The 25,694-nt window shown below is 55.0% G+C and carries 24 protein-coding genes, 3 tRNA genes, 3 rRNA genes and 1 pseudogene; 15 read left to right on the top strand and 16 right to left on the bottom strand.

Annotated features, from left to right (window positions below; all coding sequences use genetic code 11):
- Window positions 1-48: 48 nt before the first annotated feature.
- From puuE to AC6I8D_RS03765, 3 genes are read right to left on the bottom strand one after another with little or no spacing between them, the layout of a single operon-like run.
- Window positions 49-1,011, bottom strand: coding sequence for an allantoinase PuuE (gene puuE, locus AC6I8D_RS03775; protein WP_312057108.1), 963 nt, complete (start codon window positions 1,009-1,011; stop codon window positions 49-51).
- 34 nt (window positions 1,012-1,045) lie between these two features.
- Window positions 1,046-1,777 (bottom strand): allantoin racemase, encoded by a 732-nt coding sequence (gene hpxA / locus AC6I8D_RS03770; protein WP_312057110.1) that lies wholly within the window; start codon window positions 1,775-1,777, stop codon window positions 1,046-1,048.
- Window positions 1,774-2,496: a GntR family transcriptional regulator gene (locus tag AC6I8D_RS03765; protein WP_312057112.1), complete on the bottom strand. Its 723-nt coding sequence runs from the start codon at window positions 2,494-2,496 to the stop codon at window positions 1,774-1,776. Before AC6I8D_RS03765 ends, hpxA begins: the two co-directional genes overlap by 4 nt.
- Window positions 2,497-2,640: 144 nt before the next feature.
- On the opposite strand from AC6I8D_RS03765, the gene AC6I8D_RS03760 reads away from it, so the two are divergent.
- Window positions 2,641-4,134: an NCS1 family nucleobase:cation symporter-1 gene (locus AC6I8D_RS03760; RefSeq protein WP_312057114.1), complete on the top strand. Its 1,494-nt coding sequence runs from the start codon at window positions 2,641-2,643 to the stop codon at window positions 4,132-4,134.
- Window positions 4,135-4,206: 72 nt separating this feature from the next.
- Here AC6I8D_RS03760 and AC6I8D_RS03755 read toward each other — a convergent pair.
- Together AC6I8D_RS03755 and dnaQ are read right to left on the bottom strand one after the other, a co-directional pair.
- Window positions 4,207-4,283: transfer RNA gene (locus AC6I8D_RS03755), tRNA-Asp, on the bottom strand.
- A 134-nt stretch (window positions 4,284-4,417) separates the two neighbouring features.
- Window positions 4,418-5,098 carry a DNA polymerase III subunit epsilon gene (dnaQ, locus tag AC6I8D_RS03750; protein ID WP_353848065.1) on the bottom strand — a complete coding sequence of 227 codons (681 nt, stop codon included), beginning with the start codon at window positions 5,096-5,098 and terminating at the stop codon, window positions 4,418-4,420.
- On the opposite strand from dnaQ, the pseudogene AC6I8D_RS03745 reads away from it, so the two are divergent.
- Window positions 5,089-5,151 (top strand): annotated as a pseudogene (locus tag AC6I8D_RS03745) (hypothetical protein); the annotation flags it as partial. The gene dnaQ and the pseudogene AC6I8D_RS03745 overlap by 10 nt on opposite strands.
- Window positions 5,152-5,200: 49 nt before the next feature.
- The gene (gene rnhA, locus AC6I8D_RS03740) at window positions 5,201-5,668 is read left to right on the top strand and encodes a ribonuclease HI (RefSeq protein WP_031377455.1); all 468 of its coding nucleotides are present in this window, start codon (window positions 5,201-5,203) and stop codon (window positions 5,666-5,668) included.
- Here the strand turns inward: rnhA and AC6I8D_RS03735 are convergent.
- Entirely contained in the window at window positions 5,650-6,387 is a 738-nt protein-coding gene (locus AC6I8D_RS03735; RefSeq protein WP_031377454.1) for a class I SAM-dependent methyltransferase, read from the bottom strand. The genes rnhA and AC6I8D_RS03735 overlap by 19 nt on opposite strands.
- Window positions 6,388-6,429: 42 nt before the next feature.
- On the opposite strand from AC6I8D_RS03735, the gene gloB reads away from it, so the two are divergent.
- Window positions 6,430-7,185 carry a hydroxyacylglutathione hydrolase gene (gene gloB, locus AC6I8D_RS03730; protein WP_497820650.1) on the top strand — a complete coding sequence of 252 codons (756 nt, stop codon included), beginning with the start codon at window positions 6,430-6,432 and terminating at the stop codon, window positions 7,183-7,185.
- Between the two features lie 71 nt (window positions 7,186-7,256).
- Complete coding sequence (gene mltD, locus AC6I8D_RS03725) at window positions 7,257-8,633, top strand: murein transglycosylase D (protein ID WP_089562377.1); 1,377 nt, start codon at window positions 7,257-7,259, stop codon at window positions 8,631-8,633.
- A gap of 101 nt (window positions 8,634-8,734) precedes the next feature.
- Here mltD and AC6I8D_RS03720 read toward each other — a convergent pair whose 3' ends face one another.
- A complete protein-coding gene (locus tag AC6I8D_RS03720) occupies window positions 8,735-9,526 on the bottom strand; it encodes an endonuclease/exonuclease/phosphatase family protein (RefSeq protein ID WP_312057639.1) in 792 nt (263 codons plus the stop codon).
- Between the two features lie 72 nt (window positions 9,527-9,598).
- Between AC6I8D_RS03720 and AC6I8D_RS03715 the strand changes: the two genes are divergently transcribed.
- Both AC6I8D_RS03715 and yafC read left to right on the top strand, forming a co-directional pair.
- A complete protein-coding gene (locus AC6I8D_RS03715; RefSeq protein WP_497819667.1) occupies window positions 9,599-9,832 on the top strand; it encodes a hypothetical protein in 234 nt (77 codons plus the stop codon).
- On the top strand, window positions 9,807-10,736 hold the full coding sequence (gene yafC, locus AC6I8D_RS03710; RefSeq protein ID WP_497819666.1) for a DNA-binding transcriptional regulator YafC: 930 nt from the start codon (window positions 9,807-9,809) through the stop codon (window positions 10,734-10,736). Before AC6I8D_RS03715 ends, yafC begins: the two co-directional genes overlap by 26 nt.
- 115 nt (window positions 10,737-10,851) lie before the next feature.
- Here the strand turns inward: yafC and AC6I8D_RS03705 are convergent.
- From AC6I8D_RS03705 to gmhB, 6 genes are all read right to left on the bottom strand, one after another.
- Window positions 10,852-10,928, bottom strand: a tRNA-Asp gene (locus tag AC6I8D_RS03705).
- An 87-nt stretch (window positions 10,929-11,015) separates the two neighbouring features.
- Window positions 11,016-11,131: ribosomal RNA gene (gene rrf / locus AC6I8D_RS03700) — 5S ribosomal RNA — on the bottom strand.
- Window positions 11,132-11,339: 208 nt separating this feature from the next.
- Window positions 11,340-14,245 (bottom strand): 23S ribosomal RNA (locus tag AC6I8D_RS03695).
- A 230-nt stretch (window positions 14,246-14,475) separates the two neighbouring features.
- Window positions 14,476-14,550 (bottom strand) — tRNA-Glu (locus AC6I8D_RS03690).
- Between the two features lie 89 nt (window positions 14,551-14,639).
- A 16S ribosomal RNA gene (locus AC6I8D_RS03685) occupies window positions 14,640-16,181 on the bottom strand.
- Together the 16S, 23S and 5S rRNA genes with 2 tRNA genes alongside form the textbook arrangement of a ribosomal RNA operon.
- A 406-nt stretch (window positions 16,182-16,587) precedes the next feature.
- On the bottom strand, window positions 16,588-17,148 hold the full coding sequence (gene gmhB / locus AC6I8D_RS03680) for a D-glycero-beta-D-manno-heptose 1,7-bisphosphate 7-phosphatase (protein WP_312056784.1): 561 nt from the start codon (window positions 17,146-17,148) through the stop codon (window positions 16,588-16,590).
- A 188-nt stretch (window positions 17,149-17,336) separates the two neighbouring features.
- On the opposite strand from gmhB, the gene metN reads away from it, so the two are divergent.
- The 6 genes from metN to proS all read left to right on the top strand — a co-directional run bounded on the left by metN (window position 17,337) and on the right by proS (window position 22,898).
- Window positions 17,337-18,368, top strand: a complete 1,032-nt coding sequence (gene metN, locus AC6I8D_RS03675) for a methionine ABC transporter ATP-binding protein MetN (RefSeq protein ID WP_312056782.1) — start codon at window positions 17,337-17,339, stop codon at window positions 18,366-18,368.
- Window positions 18,361-19,014, top strand: a complete 654-nt coding sequence (locus tag AC6I8D_RS03670) for a methionine ABC transporter permease MetI (RefSeq protein WP_031375299.1) — start codon at window positions 18,361-18,363, stop codon at window positions 19,012-19,014. The genes metN and AC6I8D_RS03670 overlap by 8 nt, the downstream gene beginning before the upstream one ends.
- Window positions 19,015-19,043: 29 nt before the next feature.
- Window positions 19,044-19,859 (top strand): MetQ/NlpA family lipoprotein, encoded by an 816-nt coding sequence (locus AC6I8D_RS03665; RefSeq protein WP_031375298.1) that lies wholly within the window; start codon window positions 19,044-19,046, stop codon window positions 19,857-19,859.
- A gap of 128 nt (window positions 19,860-19,987) precedes the next feature.
- Window positions 19,988-20,386, top strand: a complete 399-nt coding sequence (gene rcsF, locus AC6I8D_RS03660; RefSeq protein ID WP_312056780.1) for an envelope stress sensor lipoprotein RcsF — start codon at window positions 19,988-19,990, stop codon at window positions 20,384-20,386.
- On the top strand, window positions 20,383-21,090 hold the full coding sequence (gene tsaA, locus AC6I8D_RS03655; RefSeq protein WP_312056778.1) for a tRNA (N6-threonylcarbamoyladenosine(37)-N6)-methyltransferase TrmO: 708 nt from the start codon (window positions 20,383-20,385) through the stop codon (window positions 21,088-21,090). The genes rcsF and tsaA overlap by 4 nt, the downstream gene beginning before the upstream one ends.
- A gap of 89 nt (window positions 21,091-21,179) precedes the next feature.
- Window positions 21,180-22,898, top strand: a complete 1,719-nt coding sequence (gene proS / locus AC6I8D_RS03650) for a proline--tRNA ligase (RefSeq protein WP_497819665.1) — start codon at window positions 21,180-21,182, stop codon at window positions 22,896-22,898.
- Between the two features lie 32 nt (window positions 22,899-22,930).
- Here proS and arfB read toward each other — a convergent pair whose 3' ends face one another.
- A complete protein-coding gene (gene arfB, locus AC6I8D_RS03645; protein ID WP_312056774.1) occupies window positions 22,931-23,341 on the bottom strand; it encodes an alternative ribosome rescue aminoacyl-tRNA hydrolase ArfB in 411 nt (136 codons plus the stop codon).
- Between the two features lie 217 nt (window positions 23,342-23,558).
- Here arfB and AC6I8D_RS03640 point away from each other — a divergent pair, with 217 nt between their 5' ends.
- Both AC6I8D_RS03640 and rof read left to right on the top strand, forming a co-directional pair.
- Complete coding sequence (locus AC6I8D_RS03640) at window positions 23,559-23,759, top strand: YaeP family protein (protein WP_312056773.1); 201 nt, start codon at window positions 23,559-23,561, stop codon at window positions 23,757-23,759.
- A complete protein-coding gene (gene rof, locus AC6I8D_RS03635; protein WP_312056772.1) occupies window positions 23,746-24,006 on the top strand; it encodes a Rho-binding antiterminator in 261 nt (86 codons plus the stop codon). Before AC6I8D_RS03640 ends, rof begins: the two co-directional genes overlap by 14 nt.
- 39 nt (window positions 24,007-24,045) lie before the next feature.
- Here rof and AC6I8D_RS03630 read toward each other — a convergent pair whose 3' ends face one another.
- Both AC6I8D_RS03630 and tilS read right to left on the bottom strand, forming a co-directional pair.
- Window positions 24,046-24,354 (bottom strand): c-type cytochrome, encoded by a 309-nt coding sequence (locus AC6I8D_RS03630; protein ID WP_312056785.1) that lies wholly within the window; start codon window positions 24,352-24,354, stop codon window positions 24,046-24,048.
- A gap of 18 nt (window positions 24,355-24,372) precedes the next feature.
- On the bottom strand, window positions 24,373-25,674 hold the full coding sequence (gene tilS, locus AC6I8D_RS03625) for a tRNA lysidine(34) synthetase TilS (RefSeq protein WP_497819664.1): 1,302 nt from the start codon (window positions 25,672-25,674) through the stop codon (window positions 24,373-24,375).
- Window positions 25,675-25,694: the final 20 nt, after the last annotated feature.

Below are 25,694 nucleotides of genomic sequence, written 5' to 3'. Positions count from 1 at the left end.
AGGCGTTTCGTCCGGCCCGGTGGCTGAATGAAACGCCTTGCGCTGACCTCAGGGTGCGTCCGGAGCCGGATGCGTTTTGATCCAGTGTTCGGCAATCTGCTGACGGCTGCAAATCCAGACGTCATCATGCTGCTGGATATGATCGAGGAAGTTCTGCAACGCACGGAATTTTCCGGGACGCCCCAGCAGGCGGCAATGCATGCCGACCGACATCATCTTCGGCGCCGTTTCGCCCTCTTCATACAGCACATCAAAGGTATCGCGCAGATAGGTGAAGAACTGTTCGGCGGTATTGAAGCCCTGTGGCGAGGCAAAACGCATGTCGTTGCACTCCAGGGTGTAAGGGATAATCAGGTGCGGTCTGACCGTGCCATCCTGACAGGTGACCTGGGTCCAGAACGGCAGATCGTCGCCATAATAATCGCTGTCGTAGCTGAAACCGCCCTGCTCCACCACCAGACGGCGGGTGTTCGGGCTGTCACGGCCGGTGTACCAGCCGGTCGGCGCTTTACCAAACAGGTCGAGCAGCACATCCACCGCCTGCTGCATATGCTGGCGTTCGGTTTTGGCGTCCATCCCCTGATAGTGGATCCAGCGCCAGCCGTGGCTCACTACGTCGTAGTCCGCCTGTTTAATCGCCTCAACAATCTCCGGATGACGAGCCAGCGCCATCGCTACACCAAACACGGTGAGCGGCAGACCGCGTTTCTGGAATTCATTATGGATGCGCCAGAAGCCAGCGCGTGAGCCGTACTCATACAGCGACTCCATCGACATATGGCGATCGGGATAACTGGCCGCGCCAATGATGTCGGAGAGAAATTGCTCCGAGCCGGCGTCGCCGTGCAGCACGCTATTTTCCGCTCCTTCTTCGTAATTAAGGACAAACTGCACCGCCACGCGGGCGTTGTTGGGCCAGGCGGCGTGCGGCGGATTGGCGCCATAACCGATTAAATCGCGCGGATAGTTTTTGTTAAAGCTGTACTCTTTCTTCTCTGCAGCGTCAGTCATTACTCGCTTCCTGTCATCAATCGGGAGAGTTCCGTTAGTTTAGATGCTGAAACGCACCTGAGAGAGGTTTCTGCAAAGGCCAGGCCAGATCGCCATGTTTGCTGGTGCCAAAGCCAAGCGCCACCAGCGACTCGACCATTTTTACCGCTGCGCCGACGCCATCAATCACCGGCAGGCCGAGTTCCTGCGTCAGGGAAGCGGCCAGTGTCGCCATCCCGCCGCAGCCCAGCACAATCGCTCCGCTGCCATCTTCACGTTTCGCCTGGATGCAGCGCTGGCGGACTTTCTCCTGCGCCAGTCCGCTGCCATCTTCCAGTGCCAGTACCGGCAGATCGATGGCGTGTAGCGCCGCGCAGTGATGACTGAAGCCATACTGCTGCAGCAGATGGCGCGCAATCACCAGCGTGCGCGGCAGCGTGGTGACAATTGAGAAACGCGTCGCCAGCAGCGTCGCGGTGTGCATCGCCGCTTCCGCTATTCCTACCACCGGACCGCTGGCCAGTTCCCGCGCCGCCAGCAGACCCGGATCGCCGAAGCAGGCAATCACATGGCCGCTGACGCCCTGCGCTTTACCCAGCTGGATCTGCTCCAGCACACCGATAGCGGCTATCGCTTCGTCGAAATGGCCTTCAATCGACGGCACGCCGTGCGTCGGGCAAACGGCCAGAATTTCGGTGCCCGGAGCCGCCACGGCGCGGGCTGCCTGACCGATGGTTTCGGTCATGGCCAGGCTGGTATTCGGGTTGATGACCTGAATCAGGCTCATGATGCGCTTCCTTTATCCGTGCCAAACAGCCGGGCGAAATCGGGCAGGGTTTCACCGCTGCGTTCAAAGTGCAGGCCGGAGACAATGTGTTCGAAGTGGTGCTGCAGCGCCTGCGTCAGCGGTGTCAGCGCACGCTCGCGCAGCAGGCTGAGCAGCGTAGTGTGATCGTCACAGCGACAGCCGTGCTGCCAGGGTGCGCCATAGGCGGCAATCACCAGCGAGGAGCGCTGCGTCAGGCGGGTCACCATCCCGGTCAGCACCTGGTTACCGGAGATCGCCTGCAGCTGAATATGAAACGCAGCCGACAGCCGAATCGCGGCCGCACCATCATGGTCGGCGTGCGCCTGATTCTCCTGCGCGATCAACTGCGCCAGCGCCGCCAGATGCGGTGGCTGCAGATGCGCCAGCACCGCGGGCAGGTTGGCGCACTCAATTAAGCTGCGGGTACGAAAGATATCGCGCGCTTCGTCAACGCCCGGGGTGGCAACCTGTGCACCGCGTTTGGGCGTCAGCGTCACCATTTGCACTGCCGCGAGGCGTTGCAGCACTTTACGGATCCCGGTGCGACTGACGCCAAATACCGCAGAAAGGGCCTCTTCCGGTAATTTACTGCCGGGAGGCAGCTGATGTTCAACGATCGCGTTCATCAACGCCTGGTAGATAGCCTCATCTTTATCATGCCGTTCGGCGGCCGTGATCTGGCCAGTTTCACTCTTCATTACCCGCTCCGGTAGGTGATTGTGCGCAGCATATCGTATACGTGAAGATTAATTTTTGTATACAAGAAAACAAATCTGGCCTGAATCCTGCAATACGCTTTCACGCAATTATTCATTCCACTCTCGGGTAGAGGAGCAGGTTTCATGCCAAATCATTCAACGGTGGCCAGCAAGGCCTCTGAAGCCAACGCCAGCTACAGCCCACGGCTGTGTAACGACGATCTGGCACCGACCCGCAACCAGAACTGGTCGTGGTACAACATTTTTTCATTCTGGATGTCGGATGTGCACAGCATGGGCGGCTACGTGGTGGCCGCCAGCTTCTTTACGCTGGGATTAGCCAGCTGGCAGGTGCTGCTGTGTCTGCTGGTGGGCATCTGTATAGTGCAGATCTGCGCCAACCTGGTGGCGAAACCAAGCCAGATGGCGGGCGTGCCTTATGCGGTAATCTGCCGTCAGGCGTTTGGGGTGTTTGGCGCTAACATACCAGCGGTGATCCGCGGACTGATCGCCTTTGCGTGGTATGGCATTCAGACCTATCTGGCCGCCAACGCGCTGATGCTGGTGCTGCTGAAGTTTGCGCCGTCGCTGTCGTCGCTGACCGAAACCAGCTGGCTGGGTCTGTCGCTGCTGGGCTGGTGCTGCTTTGGTACCATGTGGCTGCTGCAGGCGATGGTGTTCTGGCACGGCATGAGCGCCATCAAGCGTTTTATTGATGTCGCCGGGCCGGCAGTCTATGTGGTGATGGTGGCGCTGGCCGGCTGGATTGTATACAAGACCGGTTTTGATGGTATCTCTTTCACTCTCGCCAGCAAGTCGCTGTCAGCCGGGGAGCAGACATGGCAGATGATTACCGCCACCGCGTTAGTGGTTTCCTACTTCTCCGGCCCGCTGCTGAACTTTGGTGATTTCTCACGTTACGGCAAAAGCATGGCGGAGATCCGTCGCGGTAACCGTTGGGGCCTGCCGTTCAACTTTCTGCTGTTTTCGATTGTGACGGTGGTGATTGTCTCTGGCACCCAGTCGCTGTTCGGTAAAATGATCACCGACCCCATTGAAACCGTGAGCCGGGTCGGTAATGACCTCGCGGTAGCGATTGGCCTGCTGACCATGATTATCGCCACCATCGGCATCAACATCGTGGCTAACTTTGTCTCACCGGCGTTCGACTTCTCTAACTGCTCGCCGCAGAAAATCAGCTTCCGGACAGGCGGAATGATCGCCGCCGTGGGTTCGGTGCTGTTAACGCCGTGGAATCTGTTCCAGTCACCGGAGCTGATTCACTATACCCTTGACGTGCTGGGTTCCTTTATCGGCCCGCTGTTCGGCATTCTGCTGACGGATTTTTATCTGATTAAGCGTGGCCGTATTGATGTGAACGACCTGTTCAATGACACCCCGGCGGGCCGTTACTGGTATCGCGGCGGCTTTAATCCGAAAGCGATTGGCGCACTGCTGCCTTCGGTCGCGATCTGCCTGGTGATCAGCTTTATTCCGTCACTGCATGAGGTCGCGAACTTTAGCTGGTTTATCGGTGCGGGTCTGGCGGCAGGCTGTTATCGCTTTATCGCCCGCGAGGATCGTGAAACCGAAGAGGTGAACAGCTGGCGCAGTAACGTCGCGGTGCAGAAGGATTAAACACGCTGGCAGTGAGTGACGCGCAGACAGCAAAAAGCCGATTCATTACTGAATCGGCTTCTTTAAAGAGATTGGCGGAACGGACGGGGCTCGAACCCGCGACCCCCTGCGTGACAGGCAGGTATTCTAACCAACTGAACTACCGCTCCGCGCTTTGTTCCCCGTCGAGAACGAGGCGAATATTAATGGCAGGCTCCCACCACGTCAACGCTTTTTCCGGAGGAAAAAACCGTTTGCTGGTTTTTTCACCTTCACGCTGATTTTTCCCGCAAAATCACTGACTTCAGCCGCGCCACAGGCAGCTGCCGCCCTTCTTCATCACCAGATCGAGACGTGATTCATGCGCGACGATCTCCTCATCGCTGGCGGTCACCACCCGTAAAGCGGATGCCGGACGCACAATGCGCTGAATGCTCTCCCCCTGCGCCTGACGGGCGCTTTCACTCTCCGATAAAAATGAGAGTGAGGTCTGTCCGCCGGTCATGGTCAGGAATACGTCAGCGAGGATCTCGGCATCGAGCAGTGCGCCGTGCAGAGTTCGTTTGCTGTTGTCGATCTCATAGCGTGAGCAGAGCGCATCAAGGCTGTTGCGCTTGCCGGGGAACATCCGGCGCGCCAGGGCCAGACTGTCGGTAATCTTGCAGAAGGTTTCCGTTTTTTCGATGCCGCGCTGCAGTTTGGCGAATTCGTAGTCCATAAAGCCGATATCAAACGGCGCGTTATGGATGACCAGCTCAGCGCCGCGAATATAGTCGAGAAACTCATCGGCAATTTCGCTGAACGTAGGCTTGTCGGCGAGGAACTCATCTGCAATGCCGTGCACGCCAAACGCCTCCGGATCCACCAGCCGATCGGGCTTCAGATACATATGAAAATTGTTACCGGTCAGGCGACGGTTAATCACTTCGACCGCACCAATCTCAATGATGCGGTGACCCTCATAATGTACCCCGATCATGTTCATGCCGGTGGTTTCAGTATCGAGTACGATCTGGCGGTTATTTGCAGTGCTCATAAGACCCGTTTTATGTCAGACTTGGCGTTTTTGAGAGGAAGTCTACCAGAGATGCGCAAACAGGTAGAAATATTCACCGATGGATCCTGTCTTGGAAATCCCGGCCCCGGCGGTTACGGTGCCATTTTACGTTACGGCCAGCATGAGAAAACCTTCAGCGCCGGCTATCACCTCACCACCAATAACCGGATGGAGCTGATGGCGGCGATTGTCTCGCTTGAAGCGCTGAAACAGCCGTGCGATGTGGTGCTCAGCACCGACAGTCAGTATGTCCGTCAGGGAATTACCAGCTGGATCCACAACTGGAAGAAACGCGGCTGGAAAACGGCCGATAAAAAACCGGTAAAGAATGTCGATCTCTGGCAGCGTCTCGATCTCGCGCTCAGCACCCACCAGATTCAGTGGGAGTGGGTAAAAGGCCACGCCGGACATCCGGAAAATGAGCGCTGTGATGAACTGGCGCGCAGCGCTGCTGAGAATCCCGCCTTCGATGACATCGGTTATAAAACCGAATCCTGATCCTCTTTCTGCCGGAACTGGCGCGTGGCGTTGACCGTCTGACGAATCTTACTGGTACTCAGGCTTTTCTTCGCCCGGGTCGGAATCAGCGGGAAGGTCCGCTTGCGCGCCACCACAATATTCAGACAGCCCAGCGCCGGCAGGTGGGCACTGATCACTTTCCCGCCCTGCCGATGCCACGGCAGCACCTGAAAGCGGGTACGGAACACCACTTCATAATTGAGCAGCCCCAGCCAGTCGAGTAATCGCATCTGGCTGAACATCCTGCCGCTCCACGGCGCCTTACGCGGTAAGCCCGGCACGATTTTACTGACGCCGAGCAGGCTGAAAGGATTAAAGCCACTGATAATCATCCAGCCATCGTCAATCAAGACCCGATCGACTTCGCGTAATACCCGATGCGGATCCTGGCTCCACGCCAGGGTATGCGCCAGTAGACAGGCATCAATTGATTTCGATTCAAACGGCAGCTGCATCGGATTTGCCAGCACCTGTAACAGCTCGCCTTCACTGCCGACATTGACCTGATGTGAAATAGCACAGTTTTCCGTGTTGATTTCTGCGCTCAGGTTGCCAAGCTTAAGCATATGAAAGCCATAAAGCTTTCCAAGGTAAGGCTGCAACTGCTGCGTCAGCGCGTCACGAAAATAGTCTCCCCATGGCATATCGCGCCATGAGAGCGGCGCATTCAGAATCTGGCGTGTTTTAGCGGGCTTCATGCTTTACCATCTTCCTTTTTCTACGACCTGCGAGAGGTGATGATGAATCTTACCAGTATTCCTGCGTTGCAGGATAACTACATCTGGACACTGACAAATGATGAAGGGAAATGCCTGATTGTCGATCCGGGGGAAGCGCAACCGGTGCTGGAAAAAGTGGCCGCCAACGGCTGGCAACCGGTCGCCATCCTGTTAACCCATCACCATAACGATCACACCGGTGGGGTAAAAGCGCTGTGTGAGCAGTTCCCGCAGCTTGAGGTTTTCGGTCCACAGGAAACCGCCAGTAAAGGGGCGAAGACCCTGGTACATGAAGGCGATCGGATCGAGGTGATGGGTTTGACTTTCAAAGTGATCGCGACACCCGGACACACTTTAGGACATATCTCATATTACAGCTCACCTTATCTTTTCTGTGGCGATACGCTTTTTTCAGGCGGCTGCGGACGTCTTTTTGAAGGGACCGCGGAGCAAATGTATGATTCTTTTCAAAAGCTTAATCAGCTACCAGGCGATACACTGGTCTGCTGCGCACATGAATATACTTTATCCAATTTGAAGTTTGCTGCGGCTATTCTGCCTCATGACCCACAAATAACGGCCGAATATCAGAAAATTAAGGACTTACGTGCCGAAAATGGCATTAGTTTGCCAACAAAACTGGCGCACGAACGGACAATAAATTTATTTCTTCGTACCCAAGATGCTGATTTACAAAGAGCTTTAAGGGTTAACACGGCTACAGGACCGGTATGGCAAACATTTGCCGTTCTACGCGAGAAGAAAGACGCTTTTTGATTTTTCGGGTTGTGTTGTGAAAACGCGTCACGTATAGTTGCTCGTCTTTTAAGCGAACTATTGACACACACATGAAGGCTAAAGCGATATTACTCGCCTCGGTCTTGCTGGTGGGATGTCAGGCATCAAGGAATGACGCCAATATCCCCGAACAGCATGCCCAGAGTCTGTCTTCAGCTGGTCAAGGTGAAAATGGAAAGTACGGAGACGAGTTTTTGTCGCCGCGTTGGCAGGAAGATGGAACTGGCCTCGCAGCAGACGCAGATCTCTGGAGTTTCATTAGTGACGAGTTGAAGATGGGGATTCCGGAAAACCCGCGAATCCGCGAACAAAAAAGTAAATTTTTAAAAAATAAGAGCTATCTCCACGATGTAACATTACGGGCAGAGCCGTACATGTACTGGATAGTCGAGCAGATACAGAAACGTAAAATGCCGATGGAACTGGTACTGCTACCCATAGTGGAGAGCGCTTTTGACCCCCGCGCAACCTCATCCGCCAATGCCGCTGGTATCTGGCAGATTGTTGCGGCAACGGGTCGAAACTATGGTTTGAAACAGAACCAATATTACGATGGGCGACGTGATGTCGTTGCATCCACCAAGGTTGCGCTGGATATGATGCAGCGTCTCAACACCATGTTCGACGGTGACTGGTTACTGACCATTGCCGCCTACAACAGTGGTGAAGGACGGGTGCTAAAAGCGATTAAGCAGAATAAGGCGCGCGGTAAGCCGACTGACTTCTGGCACTTATCGCTGCCACGCGAAACCACGGTGTATGTTCCGAAAATGTTAGCCCTGAGTGAGTTGCTCAAAAATAACAAGCGTTACGGTATCAAACTGCCGACGCCTAACGAAAGCCGTGCTCTGGCACGTGTGGAAGTGGGTCAGCAGATAAAACTGACGCAGGCCGCAGAAATGGCGGGTATGTCGCTCACTAAGTTGAAGAGCTTCAACACCGGCTACAAAGGCGGTGCGACAGCGCCAAACGGACCGCACTACATTATGGTGCCTAAGTCCAACGTCGCTAAGTTGCGTAACTCACTGGCTTCCGGTGACATCGCAGCGGTACAACCGACCCAGCTCGCGAAAGCCAGCGCCAGTGGCGGTTATAAAGTGCGACGGGGTGATACTCTGTCAGGTATTGCCTCAAAACTTGGCGTTAGCGTGAGTACACTGAAGCAGGATAACAACCTGCGCGGTGCGGATATCCGACCGGGTCAGACGCTGACTATCGGTTCGAATGGCACCCGCCTGGCTGATAACGGCAACAGCATCACCTATCGTGTTCGTAAGGGTGATTCTCTTGCCAGTATTGCACGGCATCACGGCGTCAATATTAAAGACGTGATGCGCTGGAACAGTGTGCTGGACAATGCGAAAGATATTCAGCCCGGCGATAATTTAACGCTGTTCGTGAATAATAACGCCAATCCTGATACCTGATACGTTGAAAAGGCTGACAATTGTCAGCCTTTTTCTTTGATCTACCCAGCTTCTCCCCTGCCCTTTACCGCCAGCCGGGTCAACTCACCCAACCGCATCGATTAGCCTCTCGGATTAAACTCCACCAGTAACGGATTGTGGTCAGACGCGCGCGTGACCAGCACCGAGGCTTCACTGACGGCCAGATCGCGATAAAATACGAAGTCCAGCGGGCGGCCAAACGCTTTACGACGATGATCGGCGGTAAACATCACTTCCTCCAGTTTCATCCGGTGGGCAAAGCGATAGAGCGCATTAATACGCTGGCGGCTCCAGGCATTGAAATCTCCTGCCATGATCACCGGACCGCGATGGTGCATGATCTGCTCGCCAATCGGCCCCAACTGCTTGCTGTAAACGTCTATGCCTAAACTGAAGTTCACCGCATGGATGTTGACTACCATCAGCATATCGCCGGTCGGTAATGGGTAGGCAGTGACCAGTGCCGATTTTGCCAGCCTGAGAAGCGGCTCACGCTCGCGCAACGGACAACAATAGACTGGGTGAGCTGAAGCCAGCGTCATCACGCCTGAGGGGTGCTGAGGCAGCACAAAGGCGGGCACCTGATCGGCGGCCAGATAATTACTGGTGGCGAACTCAACCAGTTCCGGTGTGGTCTGCGCCTCCTGCAACAGCACCAGGTGCGCATCTTTACCGAAACCTTCCAGCACAGACATCCAGTCGGCACGTTGCTGCTTAAAGATATTCCATACCAGTACTTTGAGGTTAGGATGAGCGGGCAATGGCACGCCGGGCGGCAGTCCCTGACCGAGATGTAGCATCGCGCCCGGCGGAAAAATCTGTTCCGCTGGTTGTCCCGCAACATATCGCATTGCATAAGTTTTTTTGCGCACTTTCCCGCCTGACTGATGGTTCAAAAAACAGATAACACAGATCTGTTATAGGGATTTTAGTCCGGGGTTTCAATGGATGCAGATCAATGTCGGAATCCAGCCCCCTTTTCAGCGAAAAATCTGCTGCTTTGTCGGCTTGAAGAAACTGGTCGGGAAACAGACATCGCATTGATCAAGCTAAGGCTGATCTCCCCCTATAATGATGATAAAAATTGCACCCTGGCACAATATACCAGCCGGGTGCCGCATTCCGGGTCAGGTAACAATACGGAGAGCAGTAATGAAGGCGTCTTCCGACGAGCTTAAAGTGTTTGTCAGTGTAGTAGAAAGTGGAAGCTTCAGTCGCGCAGCTGAACAGATGCGGATGGCGAACTCTGCCGTCAGCCGGACGATTAAAAAACTGGAGGGCAAGCTGGGCGTCGCGCTGCTGACCCGCACCACACGTCAGCTGGCGCTGACCCAGGAGGGCGAGCGCTATTTCCGCCACGTACAACGTTTCCTGCAGGAGATGACGACAGCTGAAAGCGAGTTGATCGAAACCCTGCAGGCCCCGAAGGGGTTGCTACGGGTTGATGCCGCCACACCGGTGATCCTGCATTTATTGATGCCGATGATCAAACCGTTTCGGGATCGTTATCCCGACATCACGCTCTCATTGATCTCGTCGGAGAGTTTTATCAATCTTATTGAGCGTAAAGTCGACGTAGCGATACGTGCCGGCAACCTGACAGACTCGACGTTGCGCGCACGGCTGTTGTTTAACAGTTTCCGCAAGCTGGTTGCGTCGCCAGCCTATCTGGCAGAGTACGGCACGCCGAAAACGGTAGCGGATCTGGCACAGCATCAGTGTCTCGGCTTTGTCGATCCGTCACGTCTTAACCGCTGGCCGGTCGCCCAGGATAATGGTGAACTTTATGACATTACCTGGGAAATTTCGTCTAATAGTGGTGAAACAATCAAACAACTGAGCCTGACTGGTAACGGTATTGCCTGCCTGTCTGACTATATGATCGATCGTGAAATTGCCGAGGGGAAACTGATAGAGGTGCTGGCGGAACAGCGTTTGCCGGTTGAGATGCCCTTTAACGCGGTCTACTACAGTGACATTGGCCTGAGCCAGCGGGTGCGTGCCTTTATCGATTTTCTCAGTGAGTGGACTGCCGATCAACCCTGGCAGATCGAGGATCGTTCGTCGACAGAGTTACCTTAACCGATCCCGCTCTGCTCGCGCTGGCGGGTTACCGCTGCGCTGACGTCATCTACGCTGGCTTAATTCGATGCAATGGAAAAAGCCCTGACCGTTAAGTCAGGGCTTACCCATTGAGTGGCGGAACGGACGGGGCTCGAACCCGCGACCCCCTGCGTGACAGGCAGGTATTCTAACCAACTGAACTACCGCTCCACCGATTCTTTCACAGCTATCAGCAACTGGCTGATACCCGTCTGTTCCTGCTGCTTTCCTTGTCAGGGGAAAAGGAACAAATTTGATGCCTGGCAGTTCCCTACTCTCGCATGGGGAGACCCCACACTACCATCGGCGCTACGGCGTTTCACTTCTGAGTTCGGCATGGGGTCAGGTGGGACCACCGCGCTACAGCCGCCAGGCAAATTCTTTGTGCTCTGTCCTGTGTCTTCTGTGCTGATGCTGCGTTGGCCGCCCTCGCGCTACTCCGTCACATACGTCAGTATGCTCCTTCGTATCGCTCGGTTGCCGCCTTGCCTCAGCGCAGAATCCTGCGGACATGACTCCGCGGGACACAACTTTATCCGTCACAAGCTGAAAATCTGTCTCTCAAAACGCCTCTGGCGTTGTAAGGTTAAGCCTCACGGGTCATTAGTACCGGTTAGCTCAACGCATCGCTGCGCTTACACACCCGGCCTATCAACGTCGTCGTCTTCAACGTCCCTTCAGGACCCTTAAAGGGTCAGGGAGAACTCATCTCGGGGCAAGTTTCGTGCTTAGATGCTTTCAGCACTTATCTTTTCCGCACTTAGCTACCGGGCAATGCCATTGGCATGACAACCCGAACACCAGTGGTGCGTTCACTCCGGTCCTCTCGTACTAGGAGCAACCCCCCTCAATTCTCCAGCGCCCACGGCAGATAGGGACCGAACTGTCTCACGACGTTCTAAACCCAGCTCGCGTACCACTTTAAACGGCGAACAGCCGTACCCTTGGGACCTACTTCAGCCCCAGGATGTGATGAGCCGACATCGAGGTGCCAAACACCGCCGTCGATATGAACTCTTGGGCGGTATCAGCCTGTTATCCCCGGAGTACCTTTTATCCGTTGAGCGATGGCCCTTCCATTCAGAACCACCGGATCACTATGACCTGCTTTCGCACCTGCTCGAGCCGTCACTCTCGCAGTCAAGCCAGCTTATGCCATTGCACTAACCTCACGATGTCCGACCGTGATTAGCTGACCTTCGTGCTCCTCCGTTACGCTTTAGGAGGAGACCGCCCCAGTCAAACTACCCACCAGACACTGTCCGCACCCCGGATCACGGGGCCACGTTAGAACATCAAACATTAAAGGGTGGTATTTCAAGGTTGGCTCCACGCGGACTGGCGTCCGCGCTTCAAAGCCTCCCACCTATCCTACACATCAAGGCTCAATGTTCAGTGTCAAGCTGTAGTAAAGGTTCACGGGGTCTTTCCGTCTTGCCGCGGGTACACTGCATCTTCACAGCGAGTTCAATTTCACTGAGTCTCGGGTGGAGACAGCCTGGCCATCATTACGCCATTCGTGCAGGTCGGAACTTACCCGACAAGGAATTTCGCTACCTTAGGACCGTTATAGTTACGGCCGCCGTTTACCGGGGCTTCGATCAAGAGCTTCTCCTTGCGGATAACCCCATCAATTAACCTTCCGGCACCGGGCAGGCGTCACACCGTATACGTCCACTTTCGTGTTTGCACAGTGCTGTGTTTTTAATAAACAGTTGCAGCCAGCTGGTATCTTCGACTGGCTTCGGCTCGGGGAGCAGGTCCCTCCACCTACGCGCCAGCGTGCCTTCTCCCGAAGTTACGGCACCATTTTGCCTAGTTCCTTCACCCGAGTTCTCTCAAGCGCCTTGGTATTCTCTACCTGACCACCTGTGTCGGTTTGGGGTACGATTTTGTGTTACCTGATGCTTAGAGGCTTTTCCTGGAAGCAGGGCATTTATCACTTCAGCACCGTAGTGCCTCGTCGTCACGCCTCAGTGTAAAGTGAACCGGATTTGCCTGGAACACACACCTACACGCTTAAACCGGGACAACCGTCGCCCGGCTGATATAGCCTTCTCCGTCCCCCCTTCGCAGTAACACCAAGTACAGGAATATTAACCTGTTTCCCATCGACTACGCCTTTCGGCCTCGCCTTAGGGGTCGACTCACCCTGCTCCGATTAACGTTGAACAGGAACCCTTGGTCTTCCGGCGAGCGGGCTTTTCACCCGCTTTATCGTTACTTATGTCAGCATTCGCACTTCTGATACCTCCAGCAGCCCTCACAGGCCACCTTCGACGGCTTACAGAACGCTCCCCTACCCAACAACACATAGTGTCGCTGCCGCAGCTTCGGTGCATGGTTTAGCCCCGTTACATCTTCCGCGCAGGCCGACTCGACCAGTGAGCTATTACGCTTTCTTTAAATGATGGCTGCTTCTAAGCCAACATCCTGGCTGTCTGTGCCTTCCCACATCGTTTCCCACTTAACCATGACTTTGGGACCTTAGCTGGCGGTCTGGGTTGTTTCCCTCTTCACGACGGACGTTAGCACCCGCCGTGTGTCTCCCGTGATAACATTCTTCGGTATTCGCAGTTTGCATCGGGTTGGTAAGCCGGGATGGCCCCCTAGCCGAAACAGTGCTCTACCCCCGAAGATGAGTTCACGAGGCGCTACCTAAATAGCTTTCGGGGAGAACCAGCTATCTCCCGGTTTGATTGGCCTTTCACCCCCAGCCACAGGTCATCCGCTAATTTTTCAACATTAGTCGGTTCGGTCCTCCAGTTAGTGTTACCCAACCTTCAACCTGCCCATGGCTAGATCACCGGGTTTCGGGTCTATACCCTGCAACTTAACGCCCAGTTAAGACTCGGTTTCCCTGCGGCTCCCCTATACGGTTAACCTTGCTACAGAATATAAGTCGCTGACCCATTATACAAAAGGTACGCAGTCACCCCCATAAAGAAGGCTCCCACTGCTTGTACGTACACGGTTTCAGGTTCTGTTTCACTCCCCTCGCCGGGGTTCTTTTCGCCTTTCCCTCACGGTACTGGTTCACTATCGGTCAGTCAGGAGTATTTAGCCTTGGAGGATGGTCCCCCCATATTCAGACAGGATACCACGTGTCCCGCCTTACTCATCGAGCTCACAGCCTGTGTGTTTTTGTGTACGGGAGTATCACCCTGTACCCTGCGACTTTCCAGACGCTTCCACTAACACACAAGCTGATTCAGGCTCTGGGCTGCTCCCCGTTCGCTCGCCGCTACTGGGGGAATCTCGGTTGATTTCTTTTCCTCGGGGTACTTAGATGTTTCAGTTCCCCCGGTTCGCCTTGCAGCACTATGTATTCATGCTGCAATGATGCACTGAGTGCACCGGGTTTCCCCATTCGGACATCGACGGCTGTAGCGGTTCATATCACCTTACCGTCGCTTTACGCAGATTAGCACGTCCTTCATCGCCTCTGACTGCCAGGGCATCCACCGTGTACGCTTAGTCGCTTAACCTCACAACCCACAGGCGTTTTTCAACGCTGCGTGCTGCAAGCATTTGAGAGACTCGAACGCATCGCCTTGTTATTCCTTATTACGGAGGAATAACGCGCTGCGTCGTTTCAATTTTCAGCTTGTTCCGGATTGTTAAAGAGCAAATATCTCAAACGCGGCTCGGCTGCTCACGCAACTGAATCGGTTTTGAGATACTTCGTGGAGACACCTTTCACCTGTCACCAAGCAAGTGGCGTCCCCTAGGGGATTCGAACCCCTGTTGCCGCCGTGAAAGGGCGGAGTCCTAACCGCTAGACGAAGGGGACACAAAGGTGTCACGACTTCGCAGCCGTCTTGCTCATTACTTTTCTATCAGACAATCTGTGTGAGCACTTCGCGGGAAGGTATCTTCAGGTAAGGAGGTGATCCAACCGCAGGTTCCCCTACGGTTACCTTGTTACGACTTCACCCCAGTCATGAATCACAAAGTGGTAAGCGCCCTCCCGAAGGTTAAGCTACCTACTTCTTTTGCAACCCACTCCCATGGTGTGACGGGCGGTGTGTACAAGGCCCGGGAACGTATTCACCGTGGCATTCTGATCCACGATTACTAGCGATTCCGACTTCACGGAGTCGAGTTGCAGACTCCGATCCGGACTACGACGCACTTTGTGAGGTCCGCTTGCTCTCGCGAGGTCGCTTCTCTTTGTATGCGCCATTGTAGCACGTGTGTAGCCCTACTCGTAAGGGCCATGATGACTTGACGTCATCCCCACCTTCCTCCGGTTTATCACCGGCAGTCTCCTTTGAGTTCCCGACCGAATCGCTGGCAACAAAGGATAAGGGTTGCGCTCGTTGCGGGACTTAACCCAACATTTCACAACACGAGCTGACGACAGCCATGCAGCACCTGTCTCAGCGTTCCCGAAGGCACCAAGGCATCTCTGCCAAGTTCGCTGGATGTCAAGAGTAGGTAAGGTTCTTCGCGTTGCATCGAATTAAACCACATGCTCCACCGCTTGTGCGGGCCCCCGTCAATTCATTTGAGTTTTAACCTTGCGGCCGTACTCCCCAGGCGGTCGACTTAACGCGTTAGCTCCGGAAGCCACTCCTCAAGGGAACAACCTCCAAGTCGACATCGTTTACGGCGTGGACTACCAGGGTATCTAATCCTGTTTGCTCCCCACGCTTTCGCACCTGAGCGTCAGTCTTCGTCCAGGGGGCCGCCTTCGCCACCGGTATTCCTCCAGATCTCTACGCATTTCACCGCTACACCTGGAATTCTACCCCCCTCTACGAGACTCAAGCCTGCCAGTTTCAAATGCAGTTCCCAGGTTAAGCCCGGGGATTTCACATCTGACTTAACAGACCGCCTGCGTGCGCTTTACGCCCAGTAATTCCGATTAACGCTTGCACCCTCCGTATTACCGCGGCTGCTGGCACGGAGTTAGCCGGTGCTTCTTCTGCGGGTAACGTCAATCGACGCGGTTATTAACCGCATCGCCTTCCTCCCCGCTGAAAGTACTTTACAACCCGAAGGCCTTCTTCATACACGCGGCATGGCTGCATCAGGCTTGCGCCCATTGTGCAATATTCCCCACTGCTGCCTCCCGTAGGAGTCTGGACCGTGTCTCAGTTCCAGTGTGGCTGGTCATCCTCTCAGACCAGCTAGGGATCGTCGCCTAGGTGGGCCATTACCCCGCCTACTAGCTAATCCCATCTGGGTTCATCCGATAGTGAGAGGCCCGAAGGTCCCCCTCTTTGGTCTTGCGACGTTATGCGGTATTAGCCACCGTTTCCAGTGGTTATCCCCCTCTATCGGGCAGATCCCCAGACATTACTCACCCGTCCGCCACTCGTCACCCAAGGAGCAAGCTCCTCTGTGCTACCGTCCGACTTGCATGTGTTAGGCCTGCCGCCAGCGTTCAATCTGAGCCATGATCAAACTCTTCAATTTAAGTTTGATTTGCTTAAACAAGTTAAGCGGTGCTCATCTGTAAAACGTCATAATGAATTTCATTATGCGTTCACTCGTGAGACTTGATATTTTTTACGTCCGGAGACGCTGATATCAATCCTGCGAGTGCCCACACAGATTGTCTGATAAATTGTTAAAGAGCAGTGCGAACAGCGGGTTAACCGCCTGTCGCGAGGTGGCGTATATTACGCTTTCCTCCTTCAGAGTCAACTTCTTTTTCAGAAGTTTTTCTCCGGCGGCGCAGTCTCCTGTGCCTGCTGACCCGTCTCTCCGTAAGCCGGTGTTCCGTGTCAGTGGAGGCGCATTATAGGGAACGCTTCAGATAGCGCAAGTGCAAATTTAAACTTTTTTGCTGTTCGTCTGAAATTTGCACAAAAGCGCCATTTTAGCCCTGTTTGATACGCGCCGGCAGCGCGGCAAGGCTATCAATTACCCAGTCTGCTGCGGCTTCGCCTTCGGCGGTGACCGGCTTACCGCTCCGCACCAGCACTTTCTTACCGACGCCCGCAGCCTGCCCCGCCAGCATATCCTCCAGCTTATCGCCCACCATATAAGACGCTGCCATATCAATATGCAGCTCCTGCTGGGCAGTTAATAGCATGCCCGGCTGCGGTTTGCGGCAATCACACTCCTGGCGGAACTCTTCGACTACGGCCTCTGGATGATGCGGACAGAAATAGATGCCATCCAGATCCACATCGCGATCGGCTAATGACCAGTCCATCCATTCGGTCAGGCGCATAAAGGTATCTTCAGTAAACATGCCGCGCGCAATGCCAGACTGATTGGTCACCACCACCAGCGCAAAACCCATCTTCTTCAGTTGCTGCAGCGCCTCAATAGTGCCGTCAATGAACTGGAAATCATCAATTTCATGGACATAGCCATGGTCGACGTTAAGGGTGCCATCGCGATCAAGAAAAATAGCTGGGACTTTATTCGCCACGTAGAAACTCCTGCTGTAAAAATTGCCGATCAGTATCGCATGATTGCTATAAAAGGGAGAATGCCAGATTGAATCACTTTCATTGATTTAGACGTCTGGATGCCTTACCATCCATCCAGCTTTGACAGCATATCAGGCTTGACCGCCTGCCACACCACGGACAACGCAACACGATAATAAATAACGTAATGATTAAATTAGAAAATATCACCAAGGTGTTTCAGCAAGGCAACCGTACCATTCAGGCGTTATCTGACGTCAGTCTGCACGTGCCTGCCGGACAAATCTATGGCGTCATCGGGGCTTCCGGTGCCGGCAAAAGTACATTGATTCGTTGCGTTAACCTGCTTGAACGCCCTACTTCGGGCCGGGTACTGGTGGATGGCGCTGACCTGACCGCGCTTAACGAACGCCAGTTAACCCAGGCGCGTCGTCAGATTGGCATGATCTTTCAGCACTTTAACCTGATGAATTCCCGCACCGTCGCCGGCAACGTTTCGCTGCCGCTCGAGCTGGGTAACCTGTCACGCGAGCAGATTAAGGCGCGGGTCGCTGAACTGCTGGAGCTGGTCGGCCTGTCCGATAAGCATGATGCCTGGCCCGCCAACCTTTCCGGCGGCCAGAAGCAACGCGTCGCGATTGCCCGCGCCCTGGCCAGTAATCCTAAGGTGCTGCTGTGTGATGAAGCCACCAGCGCCCTCGATCCGGCCACTACCCGCTCGATTCTGGAGCTGCTGAAAGATATTAACCGTCGGCTCGGCCTAACCATTCTGTTGATCACCCATGAGATGGATGTGGTGAAACGCATCTGTGACCAGGTCGCCGTCATCAGTCAGGGTGAACTGATTGAGAAAGACAGCGTCAGCGAAGTCTTCTCACATCCGAAAACGCCGCTGGCGCAGCAGTTCATTCAGTCGACGCTGCATCTGGATATCCCGGATGACTATCAACAACGTCTATCAGCCGCTGCCAGCCACGATAATGTGCCGCTGCTGCGTCTGGAGTTCACCGGTAAGTCGGTCGATGCGCCACTGCTGTCGGAAGCGGCCCGCCGTTACAACGTTAATAACAACATTATCAGTGCCCAAATGGATTATGCCGGCGGTGTGAAATTCGGCATTATGCTGGCCGAAATGCACGGCACAGAAAGCGATACCCGTCAGGCCATCGCCTGGCTGCAGGAGAATCACGTGAAAGTAGAGGTGTTAGGTTATGTCTGAGGCGATGATGTGGTTGCTGGGGCGCGGCGTATGGGAAACGCTGATGATGACCTTTGTCTCGGGCTTCTTTGGCTTTGTGCTGGGTCTGCCGGTCGGCGTGTTGCTGTATGTCACCCGTCCGGGACAGATTCTGCAGAATCAGGGGCTCTACCGCGTGCTCTCGGCGCTGGTGAATATCTTCCGTTCGATTCCTTTTATTATCCTGCTGGTCTGGATGATTCCATTCACCCGCGTCATCGTCGGCACGTCGATTGGCTTACAGGCCGCGATTGTGCCGTTAACCGTCGGCGCCGCACCTTTTATTGCACGTATGGTGGAGAATGCTCTGCTGGAACTGCCCACCGGACTGATTGAAGCGTCACGCGCGATGGGCGCCACGCCAATGCAGATTATCCGCAAGGTTCTGTTACCTGAAGCGATGCCAGGCCTGGTCAACGCGGCGACCATCACCCTGATTACGCTGGTCGGTTACTCCGCCATGGGCGGCGCAGTCGGCGCAGGCGGTCTGGGTCAGATCGGTTATCAGTACGGTTATATCGGCTACAACGCCACGGTGATGAATACGGTGTTGGTGTTGTTAGTGGTTTTGGTGTATCTCATTCAATTCTGTGGTGACCGCATCGTACGTGCGGTGTCCCATAAGTAAGCCAGCAATATCACTATTAAGGAAAGGATATGTCTTTCAGATTTAAAAAAATTGCCGCTGTGGGTGCACTGATTGGCGCAATTGCGCTGGCAGGATGCGATCAAAAAGAGAAAGATCCCAACCATATTAAAGTGGGCGTGATTGTCGGTGCTGAGCAGCAGGTTGCTGAAGCAGCGCAGAAAGTCGCGAAAGAGAAGTATGGCCTCGACGTTGAACTGGTAACGTTTAACGATTACGTGCTGCCTAACGAAGCGCTGAGCAAAGGCGACATCGACGCCAATGCTTTCCAGCACAAGCCGTATCTGGATCAGCAGATCAAGGATCGTGGCTACAAGCTGGTATCAGTCGGTAACTCCTTCGTCTACCCTATCGCCGGCTACTCGAAAAAGATTAAGTCGCTGGATGAGTTGCAGGATGGCGCTCAGGTCGCGATTCCTAACGATCCGACCAACCTGGGCCGTACCCTGCTGCTGCTGCAGAAAGTGGGTCTGATCAAGCTGAAAGATGGCGTGGGCCTGCTGCCGACCTCACTGGATATCACCGAGAACCCAAAACATCTGAAAATTGTTGAGCTGGAAGCGCCACAGCTGCCGCGCTCACTCGACGATCAGCAGATTGCGCTGGCGGTAATCAACACCACCTACGCCAGCCAGATTGGCCTGACGCCGGCTAAAGATGGCATCTTTGTCGAAGATAAAGATTCTCCTTACGTGAACCTGATTGTGGCGCGTGAAGATAATAAAGATGCGGAAAACGTGAAGAAATTCGTTCAGGCCTACCAGTCTGACGAAGTCAACGAAGCCGCAAACAAAGTCTTCAACGGCGGTGCCGTTAAAGGCTGGTAATTCGGTTACTCTTCTTTTAAAGGGCGGCGCTATGCCGCCCTTTCTGTTTTTGGGTGCCCTGCCCGACTTGTTATTTATTCTGGTCCTTGTTTCAATAACGCCACTTTTTGAAACTTGAGGATGTTGCCATGCGTTTTTTACCGCTCTGCTTGTTAGCATTGATGCTGACCGGGTGTGTTCACGAATATCACCCGATAAGCAGCGCACCTTCTCGTCCGCAGCAATCCAGCGAACCGTCCCGTAAGCCGACGCCACGTCCTGCACCGGTTAAGCTCTATACCGATGCGGCTGATCTGGTCAGCAAACCGTTCCGCGATCTCGGTGAAGTCTCTGCTGAAGATTGTCAGATCAGTAATCAGAACTCACCCGCTAACATCGCCACTGCCCGTAAACGCCTGCAGATCCGCGCCTCACAGATGAAAGCCAATGCGGTACTGCTGCATAAATGTGAAATCGTAACCGGTACGCCAGGCTGCTATCGCCAGGCGGTGTGCCAGGGTTCGGCGCTGAAAGTCAGTAATCAATGAGTGAATTCACCTTTGCGCAAATTGGGGTAATCCGCTCACCGTGGAAAGAGAAGTTTGCCGTACCGCGCCAGCCTGGTCTGGTGCAGGATGGCGGCGGCGAGCTGCACCTGCTGGCACCTTATAACCAGCCGGAAGCGGTGCGCGGGCTGGAGGCCTTCAGTCATCTGTGGCTGCTGTTCGTGTTCCATCAGACCATGGCGGGTGGCTGGCGACCAACGGTACGTCCGCCCCGTCTCGGCGGCAATGCGCGCATCGGGGTTTTCGCGACCCGCTCAACCTTCCGGCCTAATCCGATTGGTATGTCACTGGTTGAGCTTAAGGGCATCCATATCGATAAACAGCAGGTCATCCTGCAGCTCGGCAGTCTGGATCTGGTCGACGGGACGCCGGTGGTTGATATCAAACCTTACCTGCCGTTTGCAGAAGCCTTACCGCACGCCGGGGCCGGTTTTGCCCAGGCAGCCCCGGCCGCTGATATGCCGGTCCGCTTCTCGGATCAGGCGCAACAGCAATTGCAGCAGCTGCAGGCGCGCTACCCGCATTTGGCGCGCTTTATCACTGAAGTCCTGGCGCAGGATCCCCGTCCGGCTTACCGTAAAGGCGAAGTGGAGCAGCGGGAATATGCCGCCTGGCTGATCGATTTTAATGTGCGCTGGCGGATCGACGCGGCCGGAACGGAAGTGATCGCCATCGACCCGCGTTAAAACCCGCTTTTGAGCCGGTGATCTCACTGGTACACTAGCCGCCAGCAAAATTCTGTCTGTGACTTTCCGCTCAACTGGAATCGTAATCAATGCGTACTACTCAATATCTGCTCTCTACTCAGAAAGAGACGCCTTCCGACGCTGAAGTGATCAGCCACCAGCTGATGCTGCGCGCCGGTATGATCCGCAAACTGGCTTCTGGCTTGTATACCTGGTTACCGACCGGGGTGCGCGTGCTGAAAAAAGTCGAAAACATCGTGCGTGAAGAGATGAACAACGCCGGCGCGATTGAGATTTCAATGCCGGTCGTGCAGCCTGCCGATTTATGGCAAGAGAGCGGTCGCTGGGAAGAGTATGGCCCGGAACTGTTACGTATTGCGGATCGCCACGATCGTCCGTTCGTGCTTGGCCCGACGCACGAGGAAGTGGTCACTGACCTGATCCGTAACGAGCTGAGCTCATACAAGCAGCTGCCGCTGAATCTGTATCAGATTCAGACCAAATTCCGCGATGAAGTGCGCCCGCGTTTTGGCGTGATGCGTTCCCGTGAATTCATCATGAAGGATGCTTACTCATTCCATGTTTCCCAGGAGTCGCTGCAGGAGACGTACGAGGCGATGTACCGCGCTTACAGTCAGAGCTTCACCCGGATGGGGCTGGATTTTCGTGCGGTGCAGGCGGATACCGGTTCGATCGGCGGCAGCGCATCCCATGAGTTCCAGGTGCTGGCGCAGAGCGGTGAAGATGACGTGATCTTCTCTACTGAATCGGATTATGCGGCAAATATCGAGCTGGCCGAAGCGGTTGCGCCGGCCGGGGAACGCGCTCAGCCGACGCAGGAAATGCGCCTGGTTGATACGCCAGATGCCAAAACCATCGCCGAACTGGTAGAGCAATTCCAGCTGCCGATTGAGCAGACGGTGAAGACGCTGATCGTGAAAGGTGCTGAAGAGAGCGGCCATGCGCTGGTTGCCCTGCTGGTGCGCGGCGATCACCAGCTGAACGAGATCAAAGCGGAAAAAGCGGACATCGTGGCTGCACCACTGGTGTTCGCTACCGAAGAAGAGATCCGGGCTGCCGTAGGTGCTGGTCCAGGTTCTATCGGTCCGGTCGGCCTGAAGATGCCGATTATCGCCGATCGTACCGTGGCGAAGATGAGTGATTTCAGCGCTGGCGCAAACGTCGACGGTAAACATTACTTTGGCATCAACTGGGAGCGCGATCTGCCGCTGGCCAGCGTAGCGGATATCCGTAACGTGGTCGAAGGCGATCTCAGTCCGGATGGCAAAGGTACCTTGCAGATTAAACGCGGTATCGAAGTGGGTCACATCTTCCAGCTCGGCACCAAATATTCCGATGCGATGAAAGCCTCGGTGCAGGGTGAAGATGGCCGCAACCAGGTGATGAGCATGGGCTGCTACGGCATCGGTATCACCCGCGTAGTCGCGGCGGCGATTGAACAGAACCATGACGATCGCGGCATTATCTGGCCTGCGGCGCTGGCACCGTTCGAAGTCGCGATTCTGCCAATGAACATGCAGAAATCGTTCCGGGTGAAAGAGCTGGCGGAAGAGCTGTACGCGACGCTGCGTGCCAAAGGCGTGGATGTGATTCTGGATGACCGTAAAGAGCGCCCGGGCGTAATGTTCGCCGACATGGAACTGATTGGCGTGCCGCACACCATCGTGATTGGCGATCGCAATCTCGACAATCAGGAGATTGAATATAAAGCGCGCCGTGCTGGTGAGAAGCAGATGATCAAGCAGGATGAGATCGTCGACTTCCTGCTGAAAGCATTAAATAAGTAATCGTTTCAGACGCCCCGCTTGCGGGGCGTTTTTTATTGCACCTTACCGCGCATCGACTTGGTGGTACTGCGTCGGGCTTTCCCCTCCAGCCGTCGCTCTTTAGAGGCGCGGGTCGGCCGTGTGGCACGCCGGGCCTTTTCTACCGTACTCAGTTCCCGAATCAGATTAACCAGACGCTGCAGCGCCGCTTCGCGGTTCATCTCCTGACTGCGGTGTTCCTGCGACTTAATCACCACAATCCCTTCGCGCGTAATCAGATGGTGACTGGCAGCCAGCAGTCGCTGTTTATAAAAGAGTGGCAACGAGGATGCGGCAATATCAAACCGCAAATGTATCGCCGTACTGGCTTTATTGACATGTTGTCCCCCGTTGCCCTGCGCCCGAATCGCGGTCAGCTCAATTTCACTCTCCGGGATTTCAACACTGCGTGACAGCATAATCATCTGCCACCTTCCCGTACGCTTAGGGCGTTTACTGCCGATAACCTGTTCATCAACTTAACCTTTTGTGCTTTGACTCTTTCCGCGTCAGACAGCGGAATCTGTCACTTTAGCAGTGTTTTGCGTGCTGTTCCTGCTTTAAGCGGGCTGATTTCCTGCAAATGGCTGTGATATAGTCGCCAGTTAACCAGAGTATTGACGCTCTGCTGAGGAGGGCCACGTGCAAAATTATTGTGAGTTAGTTCGCCGAAAATATGCCGAAATCGGCAGCGGGGATTTAGGTTACATACCCGATGCGATTGGCTGCGCATTGAAGGCGCTTAATGATATTGCTGCAGATACTGCGCTAAACTCTTCTGTCAGGGAACAGGCGGCCTACGCCGCTGCTAACTTATTGGTGAGCGACTATGTTGATAAATGAAGCGTACCAACCCATCAATTGCGATGATTACGACAACCTGGAACTCGCCTGCCAAAATAACTGGATGCTGTCGCTGGAAATGAAAAATGGCGAGCAGCTCAGCGCAAAGGCCAGCGAGATTTTTTCACGCAAGAATGTGGAATATCTGGCCATCGATCTTGCCGGTGAAACCCGCGAGTTACGCCTCGACCATATCGCCAGCTTCAGTCATCCGGAGCTGGGAACGGTGGTTGTCAGCGCAGAATAATCCACGTTTTCCGGGCGGGACTTTCCCGCCCTTTCCCCTTCAGGGCTGTAGAGAACCGTAGTACGCCGCTAAATCTGCCATATCTGCATCACTTAATCCCGCGACGAACGCTTTCATCACCTCGGCCTGTCCCCCGCTGCGTTCACCTTTTTTATACGCCTGCAGGGCATGCTCAAGATAGGCCGGCTGTTGACCGGCCAGGTTAGGATAAAGCGGCACCGTGGCTTTTCCTTCTGCACCGTGACAGGCCATGCAGCTGGCTGCTTTCTGCGCCCCGCTCTGCGCATCACCCGCCGCCCAGGCCGGTAGCGCGGCGACCAGTAAACACGCCGCGATCCACGTTTTCATCATTGCTCTCCTGCGTTTTTATAGTGAATGCCAGACAGCCTGCCAGCCATGCTGGTCAATGGCCGCGCCCTCACGGGTAATGAAAAGATCCGGCGCGCAGACCAGCGTCTGATTGTAAAAAATTAATGGAATACGTTCGCGTTGCCACGGCGGAATGTGCAGCGCCTGCCATAGCTTCTTCATTTCCCGTCCGCCGCTGCGCCCCACCAGATGAACCTGACCGTGGGCATGAAACCGCACGCTGACCTGCTCATTCAGTCGGGGAAAACGTAACAGGTGTTGAGACTGGCTGGCCTGCAACGTGCCCAGATCGTCAGGCAACGCCAGCGGCTGGTGAAGATCGGGCCACGTCAGCTGGACATCACGTAACGAGCTGAGCCGCGGCAGCCAGTAGAGTTGCTGGCGATAGCGTCGCAGTTCAGCCTGACCAAACTGCAGCCGCGGCTGGGCATCTTCACGGCTCGCCATCACTTCATTACGGATGCGGTTCAGGGCATCCCGTGACGGCATCGCCCCGCCCTGACCGGCAATCCAGCGACGCAGTAGCGCATTGGCACGCACCTCACTCATCGTCAGTAAGGGCGAAAAGTGTAAGCTGCCGTCAGGCTGAATCAGCGCGCTGAGCTGTTCAGCCAGTAACTCATCCAGTAACTGTTCCTGCTCACTGCAGAGTGCCGCGCTACGGGCCGTCGCCTCGGCAAAATGGGGCCAGCGCTGACTGAGTTCAGGCAGCAGACGCTGGCGCAGAAAGTTACGGTCGTAGCGCAGATCCTGATTGCTCTCATCCTCAACCCACACCAGCTGATGCGTCCGGGCATACTGCTCCAGCGCCTGGCGGGAATGATTGAGCAACGGCCGTAACAGACGATGCGCGCCGAGCGAGCGCGATTGCGGCATCGCAGCTAAGCCGGCCGGGCCACTGCCACGCTTCAGCGCCAGTAATAAGGTTTCACATTGATCGTCGAGATGCTGGGCAGTCAGTAAGGTTTCGCCCGGCTGAAGCGCCGCGCTCAGCGCCTGATAGCGGGCGGTGCGGGCGGCGGCTTCAATGCCGCTGTCACGCCCATCGACCCTGACCCGCAACACCTCACACGCTAACTGCCATTGCTGACAGAGCGCCAGACAGTGCGCAGCCCAGCGATCGGCATTCGGGCTGAGTCCGTGATGAACGTGCAGTGCCCGCAGGCGGGATTGAGGAGAGTGCTGCTGCTGCCAGCGCCATGCCTGATGCAGCAGCACGGTTGAATCGAGTCCGCCGCTGAATGCCACCACCAGCGCGGCATCCGGTTGCAGCAGAGAATCAAGAGCAGACAAAGACATGGTGCAATCCAGACAATCGG

This window comes from Pantoea sp. X-Soil-MYKO-1785 (assembly GCF_059730675.1).
Note: the sequence above shows the minus strand (reverse complement) of the source record. Positions and strands in the feature narration are given on the sequence as shown.

Coding starts and splice junctions, on each gene's coding strand:
- puuE (WP_312057108.1), bottom strand. CDS start 1,011: ATGACTGACGCTGCAGAGAAGAAAGAGTACAGCTTTAACAAAAACTAT.
- hpxA (WP_312057110.1), bottom strand. CDS start 1,777: ATGAGCCTGATTCAGGTCATCAACCCGAATACCAGCCTGGCCATGACC.
- AC6I8D_RS03765 (WP_312057112.1), bottom strand. CDS start 2,496: ATGAAGAGTGAAACTGGCCAGATCACGGCCGCCGAACGGCATGATAAA.
- AC6I8D_RS03760 (WP_312057114.1), top strand. CDS start 2,641: ATGCCAAATCATTCAACGGTGGCCAGCAAGGCCTCTGAAGCCAACGCC.
- dnaQ (WP_353848065.1), bottom strand. CDS start 5,098: ATGAACATGATCGGGGTACATTATGAGGGTCACCGCATCATTGAGATT.
- rnhA (WP_031377455.1), top strand. CDS start 5,201: ATGCGCAAACAGGTAGAAATATTCACCGATGGATCCTGTCTTGGAAAT.
- AC6I8D_RS03735 (WP_031377454.1), bottom strand. CDS start 6,387: ATGAAGCCCGCTAAAACACGCCAGATTCTGAATGCGCCGCTCTCATGG.
- gloB (WP_497820650.1), top strand. CDS start 6,430: ATGAATCTTACCAGTATTCCTGCGTTGCAGGATAACTACATCTGGACA.
- mltD (WP_089562377.1), top strand. CDS start 7,257: ATGAAGGCTAAAGCGATATTACTCGCCTCGGTCTTGCTGGTGGGATGT.
- AC6I8D_RS03715 (WP_497819667.1), top strand. CDS start 9,599: ATGGATGCAGATCAATGTCGGAATCCAGCCCCCTTTTCAGCGAAAAAT.
- yafC (WP_497819666.1), top strand. CDS start 9,807: ATGAAGGCGTCTTCCGACGAGCTTAAAGTGTTTGTCAGTGTAGTAGAA.
- metN (WP_312056782.1), top strand. CDS start 17,337: ATGATTAAATTAGAAAATATCACCAAGGTGTTTCAGCAAGGCAACCGT.
- AC6I8D_RS03670 (WP_031375299.1), top strand. CDS start 18,361: ATGTCTGAGGCGATGATGTGGTTGCTGGGGCGCGGCGTATGGGAAACG.
- AC6I8D_RS03665 (WP_031375298.1), top strand. CDS start 19,044: ATGTCTTTCAGATTTAAAAAAATTGCCGCTGTGGGTGCACTGATTGGC.
- rcsF (WP_312056780.1), top strand. CDS start 19,988: ATGCGTTTTTTACCGCTCTGCTTGTTAGCATTGATGCTGACCGGGTGT.
- tsaA (WP_312056778.1), top strand. CDS start 20,383: ATGAGTGAATTCACCTTTGCGCAAATTGGGGTAATCCGCTCACCGTGG.
- proS (WP_497819665.1), top strand. CDS start 21,180: ATGCGTACTACTCAATATCTGCTCTCTACTCAGAAAGAGACGCCTTCC.
- arfB (WP_312056774.1), bottom strand. CDS start 23,341: ATGATTATGCTGTCACGCAGTGTTGAAATCCCGGAGAGTGAAATTGAG.
- rof (WP_312056772.1), top strand. CDS start 23,746: ATGTTGATAAATGAAGCGTACCAACCCATCAATTGCGATGATTACGAC.
- AC6I8D_RS03630 (WP_312056785.1), bottom strand. CDS start 24,354: ATGAAAACGTGGATCGCGGCGTGTTTACTGGTCGCCGCGCTACCGGCC.
- tilS (WP_497819664.1), bottom strand. CDS start 25,674: ATGTCTTTGTCTGCTCTTGATTCTCTGCTGCAACCGGATGCCGCGCTG.